Annotated in this window: 12 protein-coding genes and 1 pseudogene; all 13 read right to left on the bottom strand. The window is 63.9% G+C overall.

The genetic code is table 11. From position 1 onward, the window contains the following. Positions 1-129 precede the first annotated feature (129 nt). The 13 genes and pseudogenes from FHX14_RS24630 to FHX14_RS24570 all read right to left on the bottom strand — a co-directional run bounded on the left by FHX14_RS24630 (position 130) and on the right by FHX14_RS24570 (position 12,955). Complete coding sequence (locus FHX14_RS24630; RefSeq protein WP_184379280.1) at positions 130-1,338, bottom strand: ABC transporter permease; 1,209 nt, start codon at positions 1,336-1,338, stop codon at positions 130-132. 4 nt (positions 1,339-1,342) lie between these two features. Beyond that, the gene (locus tag FHX14_RS24625) at positions 1,343-2,482 is read right to left on the bottom strand and encodes an FtsX-like permease family protein (RefSeq protein WP_184379278.1); all 1,140 of its coding nucleotides are present in this window, start codon (positions 2,480-2,482) and stop codon (positions 1,343-1,345) included. After that, positions 2,479-3,177 carry an ABC transporter ATP-binding protein gene (locus tag FHX14_RS24620; protein WP_183691040.1) on the bottom strand — a complete coding sequence of 233 codons (699 nt, stop codon included), beginning with the start codon at positions 3,175-3,177 and terminating at the stop codon, positions 2,479-2,481. Before FHX14_RS24620 ends, FHX14_RS24625 begins: the two co-directional genes overlap by 4 nt. Before the next feature lie 206 nt (positions 3,178-3,383). After that, positions 3,384-4,606, bottom strand: a pseudogene (locus FHX14_RS24615) (efflux RND transporter periplasmic adaptor subunit). 444 nt (positions 4,607-5,050) lie between these two features. After that, a complete protein-coding gene (locus FHX14_RS24610) occupies positions 5,051-6,094 on the bottom strand; it encodes an AraC family transcriptional regulator (protein ID WP_184379274.1) in 1,044 nt (347 codons plus the stop codon). Positions 6,095-6,176: 82 nt separating this feature from the next. After that, positions 6,177-6,758, bottom strand: coding sequence for a dienelactone hydrolase family protein (locus FHX14_RS24605; RefSeq protein ID WP_184379272.1), 582 nt, complete (start codon positions 6,756-6,758; stop codon positions 6,177-6,179). Between the two features lie 40 nt (positions 6,759-6,798). Further along, entirely contained in the window at positions 6,799-7,170 is a 372-nt protein-coding gene (locus tag FHX14_RS24600) for a cytochrome C oxidase subunit IV family protein (RefSeq protein WP_184379270.1), read from the bottom strand. 7 nt (positions 7,171-7,177) lie between these two features. Beyond that, positions 7,178-7,897 carry a heme-copper oxidase subunit III family protein gene (locus FHX14_RS24595; protein ID WP_003593758.1) on the bottom strand — a complete coding sequence of 240 codons (720 nt, stop codon included), beginning with the start codon at positions 7,895-7,897 and terminating at the stop codon, positions 7,178-7,180. Between the two features lie 23 nt (positions 7,898-7,920). Next, positions 7,921-8,634, bottom strand: a complete 714-nt coding sequence (locus tag FHX14_RS24590; RefSeq protein WP_184379268.1) for a cytochrome c oxidase subunit 3 — start codon at positions 8,632-8,634, stop codon at positions 7,921-7,923. Next, on the bottom strand, positions 8,631-10,400 hold the full coding sequence (gene ctaD / locus FHX14_RS24585) for a cytochrome c oxidase subunit I (RefSeq protein WP_184379266.1): 1,770 nt from the start codon (positions 10,398-10,400) through the stop codon (positions 8,631-8,633). The genes FHX14_RS24590 and ctaD overlap by 4 nt, the downstream gene beginning before the upstream one ends. A gap of 59 nt (positions 10,401-10,459) precedes the next feature. Continuing rightward, the gene (locus FHX14_RS24580) at positions 10,460-11,278 is read right to left on the bottom strand and encodes a cytochrome c oxidase subunit II (protein WP_003593752.1); all 819 of its coding nucleotides are present in this window, start codon (positions 11,276-11,278) and stop codon (positions 10,460-10,462) included. 185 nt (positions 11,279-11,463) lie between these two features. Continuing rightward, on the bottom strand, positions 11,464-11,853 hold the full coding sequence (locus FHX14_RS24575) for a cytochrome c family protein (protein WP_054183399.1): 390 nt from the start codon (positions 11,851-11,853) through the stop codon (positions 11,464-11,466). Between the two features lie 178 nt (positions 11,854-12,031). Further along, complete coding sequence (locus FHX14_RS24570) at positions 12,032-12,955, bottom strand: MYG1 family protein (protein WP_184379264.1); 924 nt, start codon at positions 12,953-12,955, stop codon at positions 12,032-12,034. Between the last annotated feature and the right edge of the window lie 2 nt (positions 12,956-12,957).

Genomic DNA, 12,957 nt, shown 5'->3' with positions numbered 1-12,957 from the left:
CTCGATTCCTCTTCTCCCCAGCGGGGGTCCGAAGGACGGGTCGAGACCCGTGGCTCGACCCCGGTCGATGCCGGCAGGCAGATGAGGGGGCCACACGGCACGGCCGCCAAGGTCTTCCGAGGCACGACTTCACCCCCTCGCCCGCAACGCCGCCCTCAGCGGCAGCCTTGCCGCCGCCAGCGCCGGCAAGGCGCCGCCGAGGATGCCGATCGCCAGCCCCAGCAGCCCGGCGGTCAAAATCACATCTGGTGTCACGACCAACTGGAAAGCCATCTTGGTGTTGTTGGCGCCCATCGTGCTCGCCTGCCAGCCGTTAAAGGCAAGACGGGAGGCGATTGCACCGGCTGCCGCTCCCAGCGCCGATAGCAGCACTGCCTCGACCCAGGTGGCGGCGAAGGCCGGCAGGCGGGAAAAGCCGAGCAGGCGCAAGGTGGCGATCTCGGTCGCGCGGTCGGAAACCGAGCTCATCATCGTATTCAAAGCGCCCGCCGTCGCGCCGACCGCCATCAGCAGCGCGACTGGCCAGCCGAACAGGCGGATCAGGCTCTCGGTGCGCTCGGCCTGCGCGGCATAGAGATCGGCCTCAGGGATTGATGTGAGCGGCGTGCCTGATATATCGGACAGACGCTCGAGCAGCACCGCCAGTGCTGTTGCAGGGTCGCCACCGGCAAGCCGCACGCGCAGGCTCTGCACCTGTCCCTGGCGGTCGAAGGCCGATTGCACCGCGTCAAGGTCCGCCCAGATCTCGGATTCGAAGGCGCTGCCGCCGGAGGTGAAATGGCCGGCGACGGTCCAGTCGACCGCGCCGAACCGCACCCTCTGGCCAACGGCAAAGCCGGAGAAAGCGTCTGCGATGCGAGCGCCGACGACGATCTCGCGTGCGCCCGGCGCAAACAGCCGCCCCTGCGAAAGCCGGGCGCGGCCGCGCAGATCGAGCCCCGTGCGGTCCATGCCCCGCAGCGACAGCGTCTGCTCGGCACCGTCGCTGCCCTTTACATCGATCGGCACGATGGTCTCGCGCGACAGCGACAGCCTGCCGGCCCCGTCGCGCGCGATCCCGGTGTCGCCGCTGATGGCGGTCAGGCTGCGGATCGCATCTGCCGGCACGTCGGAGCCGGTTTCCTGGCTGGTGCCGCCGCCGAGGATGACGGCAATGTCTGGCGAGCCGGCCCCGGCAAGAGCCGCCTCGAAACCGCGCGCCATCGCCAGAAAGCCCGACAGCACCGCCACCACGAGGGCGACCGACAGCACCATCGACAGCGAAATCGTGAGCCGCCGCTGGAGGCTGCCGAGATTGATTCTGATCATGAGAAAGGTCTGCTTGAGCGCTGATGACATTGGACTATCTCGTTTTGAAGGCGTTGACGATCGGCAGACGCATGGCGTTCACGGCCGGCAGCAACCCGGTGAGAAGGCCGAGCCCGGCAATGATCGCGACGGATTTCAGCAGCACCTCACCGCTGAAGACGAGGCCGAATTCCGGCCCGATCGAGAGCGTCGCGAGCTTGGCCAGAACGAGCCCGCCCGCCCCGCCGATGGCGAAGATGAACAGCGTCTCGCCGAGAATGAGCACGACGATGTGGCCCCGGGAAAAGCCGAGCACCTTCATCACGCCGATTTCGAAGCGGCGCTCGCGGATGGCAAAGAGCATGGTATTGACCGATATCATCAGGATCGTCACGAAGGCGGCGCCGACGACGAGGCTGACGATCAGCCCGACATCGGCGAACTGCCGGAGAAACCCTTCGAGGAACTGTTTTTCCGATTGCGTCCGGGTCTGCGCCGCCGAATTGGCAAAGAGCGCGTCGATGCGCGCTGCGAGCACGCCCGAAGCGATACCCTCGCGCGGGCGCACCATGAAGGCGTCGACCGTATCCCTATCCCGTGCGCGGGCTGAATTGACCATGTCGTAGCGGGCGAGCATGAAATAGGTGTCGGTGCCGGCATCGGCCCCCTCGAAGATGCCGGCGATGGTGAAGTTCCAGTTCCGGCTGCCGTCGGCCTTCAAGAGCTGGCTGGTAAGGCCGATACGCTGGCCGACCGGCCAGCCCTGCGCCTCAGCCAGCGCCTTGCCGACGAGCACCCGGTCGCCGCCTTCTTCCAGCGCCGCGATCAGCTCAGGCGTCAGCCCGAGTTCGGCGCCATTGGCCGCGGCAATCGCCTGTGGATCAACCGCGCTGACGGCCACGACATTCTTCTCGACCTCGACGAAGCCGCGCATGCGTGCGGTATAGGCGACGGCCGCGACATCGCCCACCGCCGCGATCCGGTTGAGATAGGCAATCGGCAGCGGCAATCCCCGGCCCGATTTGTTGAACACGCCGAGCAGATTGTCGCTGGCGTCGGCCGCACCCTGGCTGCCGCTGACGAAACTCGCCGTCAGTCCGTAGATCAGGAAGGCGATGCCGACCGAAAACATCAGCAAGATCGCCCGCAGCCGCTTGCGCCAGGCATTGCGCTGCATCAGCTGGAAAAAGGTCATCGGCCTTCCCCCTCGACGAATTCGCCCTTGTTGAGATGCAGCGTGCGTCGGGCAAAGGCGGCGGCCTCGGGATCGTGCGTGACCATGATAATGGTCTTCTGAAGCTCGCGATTGAGGAAGCCCAACATCTCCAGGATATCATTGGCCGATTTCCGGTCGAGATCGCCGGTCGGCTCATCGCAGAGAATGAGATCGGGATCGGCGACGATGGCACGGGCAATGCCGACGCGCTGCTGCTGCCCGCCCGACATGCTCGACGGAAACTGCCGCTGCCGCCCGGCAAGCCCGACCAGATCCATCACCGTATCGACACGCGCCCGCCGCTCCTTGCGCCCGAGCGGCTTCAAGAGCAGTGGCAGCTCGATATTCTCCGCCGCATTCAGCATCGGCAGCAGATTATAGAATTGGAAAACGATGCCCATGCTGTGCGCCCGCCAGGCGGCCCTTGCCCCTTCGCCCATCTGCTCGAGATGGCTGCGCCCAATCCGGATCTCGCCGGCGTCAGCGCTGTCGATGCCGCCGAGCATATTCAGCAGCGTCGATTTCCCCGAACCCGACGGCCCCATGACCGCGACGAAATCGCCGCGCGGAATGGCAAGGTCGAGCCCAGAGAAGATCGGTATCGTCTCCGCCCCGATCCGGAACGCCTTCCTGACGCCGGCAAGCGCGATATAGGGATCTTGAGTGTCCGTCATTCTCTGCTCCTTGGTGGTTCGTTGTTTTGAGGCCGGGAACCGGTGGCCGCCCTCGTCCTTCGAGGCCCCTGCGGGGCACCTCAGGATGAGGTCGGAGAGAAGCTGCGCTCTGCGGCACAGGAAGCCAAAACGCACGGCACTCGATCAGCCCGCCGCCGCGCGGCACCCGATCAGCTTTCCAGCCACACGGGCACACCGATCAGCCCTCATCCTGAGGTGCGCAGGCCAAAGGCCGGAGCCTCGAAGGACGAGGGCGGGTGATGAGCACCCCCGCCTCCCCCACCAGCAGCCGGATGCGCGCCGCCATGGCAGGCCGCATGCCGGACGGCGGCGACGTCAGCGACAGGCGCAGCGTCACCGTCCCCTTTTCCCGCGAAACGACCGGCGCGATCTTCGACACCGCGATCGCAAAGGGCTGGCCGGGAAAGCCGTCGAGCACCGCCTCGCCCGACAGGCCCGGCCGCATCAGCGCGATATTGGCCTCGGCCACATCGGCATCGATGACCAGGCTCGCCGTATCGGTAATAGTGAGCAGGCTCTCATCCTCCCGCACACTGTCCTCGCGCGAAAGCACCGTGTCGCCGACATGCGCGTCGAGCCGCGTGACGGTGCCGGAGATCGGCGCACGCACGGTCAACGCCTCCACCTGCTCGCGCGCCTTGTCGATCTCGAGCTCCGCCTTTGCGACATCCTGGCGTGCCTGCAGGGCGGCATTCTCGGCCTTGTCGACAGCCGTCCTCGCCTCCTCCAGCGCCTGTGCCGACATGGCATCGCGCCCGGCAAGCCGCTCGCTGCGCGCAAACGACGAGCGCGCCTGCGCAAGCTCGATCGTCCTCGCCTCGAGCGCCAGCGCCGCCGCCCGCCCTGCTATCCCGGCGCCCCGAAGCGCAAAACGCGCGCCGGCATCGTCAAGCCGCACCAGCACCTGCCCGGCGACGACGCTGTCGCCCGCGTCGACCTCGACCGCGACGATCCGGCCCTCATATTTGGAAAAGACGGTGGCGATATCGGGTGCCACGACATGACCGGAGCCAGTGATTTCCCGGGTCGACGCAGCCGTGCTCTTCGCTCCATCCTCGGTCGGCGTCCGCACCGCCTCAACAGCGGCACTTTCACTGGCCTGCGCCTTCACCCGATCAGCAGATATCGCAAGGTCGCCGCCCGAATACCCCGCAAGCGCGGTCTCGACACGCTGCAGCGTCTCAGGTCTATAGAAAAGAGCCGCCGTCAGCGATGCCATCGCAGCAAGGACAAGCATAGCGCCGGGGATCACACGCCGCCGTGCATGAGGCTTCGGCGGCTCGGTCTTCAAGGCCCCGGGCTCGATCGAAAGCGATCTGAGTTTGGCGGCAAGGTCTCGGTCATGTTCTGTTGTCGTGTTCATGCCGGCAAACATCGCCGACCCGGCAGAAATCGCGACCTCGAACACGATCCAGGCAGTCCTCGATCGCGATTGTGTACGTGGCCGCCCCCGTCCTTCGAGGTCCCTGCGGGGCACCTCAGGATGAGGTCGGAGAGAGGACACGGCTTGTATCGCTGGAAAACGCGGTGCCCTGCCGCCGATCGTCTAGCCGCAGGGCGCAACAACTAGCCCTCATGGTGAGGAGGCCCGCAGGGCCGTCTCGAACCACGAGGGCGGGTGGCATGCCGATACGTTTGAGCGCCCCCGTCCTTCGAGGCCCCTGCGGGGCACCTCAGGATGAGGGCGGAGAGAGGACACAGCTTGTGTCGCTGGAGAACGCGGCGCCCTGCCGCCGAGAGTTAGCCGCAGGGCACAACAATTAGCCCTCATGGTGAGGAGGCCCGTGGGCCGTCTCGAACCACGAGGGCGGGTGGCCACCACAGCCCATCCATTGCCGAGGAAACACCGCCCTCACCCCTTCCTCTGCCGCCACGCAACCGGCGTCATATCCGTCACCCGGCGGAATTCGCGGTTGAAGTTGGACTTGGTCTGGAACCCCACCTCGAACATCACCTCGGTCACCGATTTCGCAGTGCCGGCAAGCAGCCGGCAGGCCTCGCCGATCCTGTAGTCATTGACATATTGCGAGACGTTCTTGTCCATCGCCCGGTTGATCGCCGCCGAAATCTGGCGGGCGGGAATGCCGGTCTTGCGGGCCAGCCGGTCGAGATTGAGATTGGCGTCGCGATAGAGTTTGCGGGCCTCCATCAGCGCATCGACCGCAGCGATCGTTTCCTTGTCCTCGCTCGTCTCCGGCCGCGGCGCCGTCTCCACCATCTCGGCCGGCGCCCGGCTTCCGCTGGCGGCGGCCGCCGCGATGCCGAGGATGACGAGGACGGCGAGATTTCCGATACTGATCAGCATCAGCGCCCGCGCACTATGGGCCGAGGTGAGGTCGAGGAAGACGAAGGTATCGAGCGCGGCCGAGAGACACAGAGCGGCGGCCGCAAAGATGATCGCCCGGTAGGCCGGCACCGCCCCTTCGAATGGCGCCAGCCGCAGCGCATCGGCGCCCGGGCGCATCAGAAGCAAAATGGCCAGGGCATAACCGACGAAGATCAGCACCAGCGCGATATCGATCGCCTCGCGCCAAACGGCCATCAGCAGCAGGACAAGCGCGGCGGGAACGGCGTGCAGAGCGACCCGCGCCGGCAGTGGCCGCCGGCTGGTCCGCACCAGCCGGGAAACCCCGGCATAGGCGAGCGGCGGCACCATCGCCGCAATCACCGGCGCGATCAAGCCGATGGCCTGCACTCCATATCCCCAACGCAGGCCGGAGAGCACGGATTGCAGCGCGGCGAGCAGGATGAGCGCCAGAAATGGCCGGTTCGGCACCGCCTCCTCGTCGCGCCTGAGGACCGTGACGAAGAGGACAAGCAGCAGCAGGGCAACGGCGAAGGGAAGCGGAATAAACAGCATGGCCTGACAGGATCGTGGCGAATAGGCGGCCATCATTGCCGAGATCGTCGCCCGGCGCGACCTCCATCATGTTTTAGGACGTGTTTTAGGTGGGGATTTTGTGGGGGATCCGCCGGGATCAGCGGCGACCCAGGAACGCCAACACCCGGGTGATGAGGAGCGCGGTCGCATCCGCATCATAGGACGGCAGCGAACTGTCGGCAAAATAGTGCTGATCGCCAGGGTAGAGAAAAAGCTCCGCGTCCTCGACCTTCGCCACGATCTCGCGGGCGGCATCTATATCGCCCTCGCCTGCGAAAATCGGGTCGTTGTCCATGCCGTGGATCTGGACGGCGACGCCCTCCGGCCAAGGCCCGAAAGCCCATTCGCCACTGATCGGCAGGCAGGAGTAAAAAAGCAGAGCCCCGCGGGCACCAGGCCGTGTCTGTGCCAACTTCTGCGCCGGCAGTACGCCGAATGAGAACCCGGCATAGACCAGTTCGCGAGGCAGGTCGTCGGCGATCCGGACGCCACGCTCCCGCATGGCGTCGAATCCGATCTCGCCGATATAGGCAAGCCCCGCCTCGATGCTGTCGAATATGCGCCCGTAGAACAGATCAGGCGTGTGCACGATGTGACCGGCGGCCGCAATCTCGTCGGCGAAGGCGCGCACGCCAGGCGTCAGCCCTTGAGCGTGGTGGAACAGCAAAATCTCGGCCATATTTGCTCCGGTTGAGATAGTCGCACCTGATGACCGATATCTAAGGCGCGGCACCGAAGAAGGCGAGCCGGGTGAAGATCGTATAGTCCGCTTCCGATACCATCAGTGCCACGAAAACCAGCAGCAGCACCGGCGGCAGCAGGATGGCGTAGACCAGCGCCAGCCGTTCCCAGGCCATGTGCATGAAGACGGCGACGATCAGCCCGGCCTTCAGCATCATGAACAGCAGGATCAGCGTCCACCGCAGATAGCCGTGGATCCCGAGATAATCGACCATATAGGAAAAGGCGCTGAGCACGAAGAGCAGGCCCCAGACGAAGAAATAGAGCCCGATCGGATGCTGCTGCCCGTGATCTTGTGCGTGCAGGGCCTGTGTATGCGGGCTTTGCCCATGCGCTGCTGTCTCGCTCATGACGACCTCACCACAGATAGAAAAACGCGAAGATGAAGACCCAGACCAGGTCGACGAAGTGCCAGTAGAGGCCCATGATCTCGACGGCCTCGTAGCGCCCTCTCCGGCTGGTGAAAAAGCCGCGCCGCTCCACGTCGAAATCGCCCCGCCAGACCTTGCGGGCGGTAATGATGAGGAAGATGACGCCGATCGTCACGTGGGTGCCGTGAAAGCCGGTGATCATGAAGAAGGTCGATCCGAACTGTGCGGCCCCCCACGGGTTCTCCCAGGGGCGCACGCCTTCGGTGATCAGCTTGGTCCATTCGAAGGCCTGCATGCCGACGAAGCATGCCCCGAGAAGCGCCGTCAGCAGCATCAGCACCGCGGTCTTGTGGCGGTCGCGACGATAGCCGAAATTGACCGCCATCGCCATGGTGCCGCTGCTCGAAATCAGCACGAAGGTCATGATCGCGATCAGGATCAGCGGAACATCCTGCCCGCCAATATGCAGCGCGAAAACCTCGCTCGGATTGGGCCATGGCACGGGCGTCGACATGCGGGCGGTCATATAGGCGATCAGGAAACAGCCGAAGACGAAGGTGTCGCTGAGCAGAAAGATCCACATCATCGCCTTGCCCCAGGAGGCGGTCTTGAAGGCGCGCTGATCCGAGCTGAAATCGGCGGCGACACCGCGCAGACCGGCCGGCCGGAGGCCTGGCTCGCCATGCGTCTCGATAGTCTGTGCCATCTGCAAACCTCCTGGTTCAGCCCCTATTTCAACAACGTCCGGCAGAGATCGACGAAATCATTCGCCCAGCCGGCAAAAAGCGCAAAAAGCAGGAGCCAGACGGCGAGCATGAAATGCGAGTAGATGCTGGAAAGATCGACGCTGAGGCGCAGTCTTTCCGGCGCGACGTCGGTTGAGAATGCCTTGACCGTCGTGTGCGTGAGCACGGCAAGCCCGCCGAGAATATGCAGCCCGTGCAGGCCGGTCAGCATGTAGAAGAAGCTGTTGGCGGGGTTGTCGGCAAGCACGTAGCCGGCGGCCGTCAGTTCCCGCCAAGCCTGGATTTGTCCGACGAGGAAGAAGACCGCAAGCGCAAGTCCCGTCACAAGCGCCGGCCGCAGGGCTTCCATGCGGCCGTGCCGCGCTTCTCGTTTGGCCCATTGCAGCGCGGCGCTGCTCAAGGCCAGTGCTGCTGTGTTGACCCAGAGCAGGCGCGGAATGGGCATCCCCCACCAGTCCGCCGACGCCATGCGCATGAAATAGGCGCTGACGGCAAGGCTGAAGAGCGCGCCGACGACGCCGAGAAACACGAAGAGGCCGATCTTCACCGCCGGCACGGCTGGCCGATCGGCGCCGTCATGAGCCGGCAGCTGCACCGACCCCGTCTCCAGCCAGGGCTTGGATGTCAGCCGCTGCCCGGAAAGCCACCAGATGATGATGGCGGCGACTGCGGCAAGGAAGACCAGGATGACGTTCATGCCGGAACCTCCCGGGTGACGCCATCGCTTGCCGGCACATTTTGCGGGATGAAATCCTCGGCCGCCCCCGGCACGCTGTAATCATAGGCCCAGCGGTAGACGACAGGCAGATCCTTGCCCCAGTTGCCATGTGCCGGCGGCGTCTGCGGCGTCTGCCATTCGAGCGTTGTCGCCCGCCACGGATTGCCGCCCGCCTCCCTGCCCCGGAAAAGGCTCCAGACCAGATTGAACAGGAAGACCATCTGCCCGGCCCCGACGATCAGCGCCATCACCGTGATGAAGATGTTCAGCGAATGGGCCGAAGGCGGAACGAAGGCCGTCTCTCCCATCTCGAAATAGCGGCGCGGCACGCCGAGCAGGCCGAGATAATGCATCGGGAAGAAGATCGCATAGGTGCCGAGGAAGGTGATCCAGAAGTGGATATGGCCGAGCGTGTCGTTCAGCATGCGGCCCGTCACCTTCGGATACCAGTGATAGATCGCCCCGAAGATGACGAGGATCGGCGCCACCCCCATGACCATGTGGAAATGCGCGACGACGAACATCGTATCCGACAGCGGCACGTCGACGACGACATTGCCGAGAAACAGCCCGGTCAGGCCGCCATTGACGAATGTGACGATGAAGGCGAGCGCAAACAGCATCGGCAGCGTCAGGTGGATGTCGCCGCGCCAGAGGGTGAGCACCCAGTTATAGACCTTGATCGCGGTGGGCACGGCGATGATCAGCGTCGTGGTGGCGAAGAAGAAGCCGAAGGCCGGGTTCATGCCGCTCACATACATGTGGTGCGCCCAGACGACGAAGCTCAAGCCCCCGATAATGACGATCGCCCAGACCATCATGCGGTAGCCGAAGATGTTCTTACGTGCATGCGTGCTGATCAGGTCGGAGACGATGCCGAAGGCCGGCAGCGCGACGATATAGACTTCGGGATGCCCGAAGAACCAGAACAGATGCTGGAACAGGATCGGGCTGCCGCCGCCATGTTGCAGCTGCGTGCCCATTTCGACGATCGCCGGCATGAAGAAGCTGGTGCCGAGCACGCGGTCGAACATCATCATGACGCAGGCGACGAAGAGGGCGGGAAAGGCGAGCAGCGCCATCACGGTCGCGGTGAAGATGCCCCAGACGGTGAGCGGCATCCGCATCAGCGTCATGCCGCGTGCGCGTCCCTGCAGCACGGTCACCACATAGTTCAGGCCGCCCATGGTGAAGCCGATGATGAAGACGATCAGCGACGAAAGCATCAGCAGGATGCCCCAGTCCTTGCCGCCCGGCGTGCCGGAGAGCACGGATTGCGGCGGATAGAGCGTCCAGCCGGCCCCCGTCGGGCCGCCGGGCGCAAAAAAGCCGGCAGCAAGGATCAGAACCGCAAGCAGATAGATCCAGTAGCTCAGCATGTTCGCGTAGGGAAACACCATGTCGCGCGCGCCGACCATCAGCGGAATGAGGTAATTGCCGAAGCCGCCGAGGAAGAGTGCAGTCAGAAGATAGATCACCATGATCATGCCGTGCATGGTGATGAACTGGTAATAATGATCGGCATCGATGAAGGAGAGAGCGCCGGGAAAGGCCAGCTGAATTCGCATCAGCCAGGAAAGCACCAGCGCCACCAGGCCGATCGAGATCGCAGTGATCGAATATTGCACGGCGATGATCTTGGCATCCTGGCTGAACACATATTTGGTCCACCAGCTGTGCGGATGATAAAGCTCGACATCCTCGACTTCGGCGGAGGGGATGCTGCCGGATGGAATCTCGACCATGATCTCTCTTCCCTTTCCCCGCCGGTTCCGTGAACCGGCCTACGACCGCTGCGCCGAAGTCAGTTTGCCGGCGGCGGCTCTCCCGATGACGCCGTCAGCTGGGTGAATGTCTGCTGCTGCCCGAGCCAGGTCTGGTAGTCCGCGTCGTTGTCGACGACGACGGTACCACGCATTTGCGGATGGCCGACGCCGCAGAGTTCGGCGCAGAGGATCTCGAAAGTCCCTGTCCGCGTCGGCGTGAGCCAGAAATAGGTGATCATCCCGGGGATCATGTCCATCTTGGCGCGGAATTCCGGCACATAGAAATCATGGAGCACATCGACGGAGCGCAGCAGGATGTGCACCGGCTTGCCGATCGGCAGATGCAGCTCGCCGCCCTCGATGATGATGTCGTCGAGGCCGCTTGCGTCGTTCTTGTCGAGACCGAGCGGGTTCTCGGGGCTGACGTCGCGCGTCTCCGCGCGGCCGAGCTTTCCGTCGGCACCCGGCAGGCGGAAGCTCCACAGCCATTGCTGGCTGACGACCTCGACCGATGCGGCATCGGCAGGCACCGTGATGAACTGGTTCCACACGATGAGGCCGGGCGCCAGCATCGCCGCGACACCGACTGCCGTTCCCCCTCCCAGCAGCAATTCCAGCCGGCGGTTCTCGGGCTCATAATGCGCCCGGTTGCCGGGCTTGTGCCGGAAGCGGAAGACGCAGTAGGCCATGAACGACACCACCGCTACGAAGACGATACCGGTGATCCAGAAGGTGATGACGAGGGTACTGTCGATATAGGTCCAGTTGGACGCGATCGGCGTCCACCACCACGGGCTCAGCACATGAAACAGCACGGAGCCGACGACAATCAGGACGAGGATCAGCACGACAGCCATTTCCGCTCCTCCTCGAGCAGGTTGACCCGTGAAACCGCATTCCGCAACAAGTCCGTCTTTATTATCGCACAGATAGAAAATATCGGCAATTACGGCAATTTAGCCATGCGCCACCCGGCCGCGGCCCGTCATTTGGGGTATTGCCCGTCACTGCGAATATTGCCCGTCACTGCGAATATTGCCCATCACTGCGAATATTGTTTGAGATAGGCGATGAGATCGGTGATCTCCTGATCGTCCTTCACGCCGACAAAGGCCATCTTCGTGCCTTTCACCTTTGCCTTCGGATTATGGAGGTAGTCGCGCAGCACCGTCTCGTCCCAGACGAGGCCGCCTTCACCGGCCGCCTTCATTGCGGCCGAATAGGCGAAATCGGGATGCGTCCCGGCCTTCCTGCCGAAAAGCTTGTTCAGCGACGGACCGACCTTGTTGGTATCGGACTCGACGACATGACAGGTTGCGCATTTCTTGAAAACAGTGGCGCCAGCCGTCGCATCACCCTCCTGCGCCCCGGCATGACCGGGGAAAAGGGCAATCGCAGTTGCACCAATCAGCAGAACAACACGGTAATCCATGGCAAACCTCATCCTCCTCAAGGTCGCCGGCCACTCACACCCTCCATTATCTCTCGCGTGTGGGTGGTGGTTGTTATGGCTAGAAGCTTAATCCTTCGCGGATGCAAGTCAATCGCCTCACAGTTGGGTTCACCTGAACGCATATGAGATCAGGTGAACCCGGCGCGGACAACGGCCACTACATCCCGATCGAAAGCGCCTCCGTCACCGCCAAATCCGCCATGGCAAGTGCTGCCTCGCGAGTCTTGGCGGCGGCGATGAAGCGGCCGTTGTGGCAGAAGCTCGCGCCCTCTATGCCGCAAACCGCCTCTAGCTCTCCATTGGCGAGACCGGCCCAGGCTGCCGGCAAATCGGCCCTGAGCTCGAAGCCCTCTTCGGCCCGTCGGATGCCGGTCACGCACCAATCCTTTTCGCGCGGATGGACGACGAACAGCAGGTGATCGGCCCCTGCCTTGACGATGGCGGGACGGAACGGCATTCCCCTCGGCAACTCCAGAACGCGCCCCTGCCCCGCAGCCTCGATTGCCCGATGCACCATCGCCTCGGCCCGCAACTTTGCAGCGCTCTGGGCTATCCTCGCCTCGACGAAACTGCGGGCAATGGCAAGTGCTGCGTGGAAGGCGCGATCGTCGGCCTCGGGTTCCGCTTCGTCGAAAACCGGTTTCAGCGTCTCCAGCAGCGCCGGCAGCGTCAAGCCCGCCAACGGTCCCGAGGGGCTGAGCGCGCCATTGTCGGTCAGATCGATGGGCAGCACGAAGCCCGCATCGAAAGTGCCGTGCACAGCCTCGACATGAGCTTCGGGAAGGCCGGAGGCTGCAAGATAATCACGGCCGTAATGCTTCCAGATCAAGCCAAACGAGCTGTAGGGCTGGCCATCTTCGCGCGTCGGCGCGCCGCGCTGGTGGTGATCGAATATCCCGGCAGCAGGATCATAGGCACCGCCGACATCATAGATGATGCGGCCTTGCCCCGGCGTGATCCATTCCGGCGCCCGGCTGCGGACGATACGCGCCTGCGGAAAAAGCCGGGTCAGAATGACGCTCGACAGCAATTCATCGGCATGGAAGCCACCGGAATGGGTGACGAGGAAATCGGGGATCATGG

It is taken from the genome of Rhizobium sp. BK619, from assembly GCF_014195245.1.
Taxonomy (GTDB): Bacteria; Pseudomonadota; Alphaproteobacteria; order Rhizobiales; family Rhizobiaceae; genus Rhizobium; species Rhizobium acidisoli.
The sequence above is the reverse complement of the archived record's forward strand: the minus strand, read 5'-3'. Positions and strand labels throughout refer to the sequence as shown.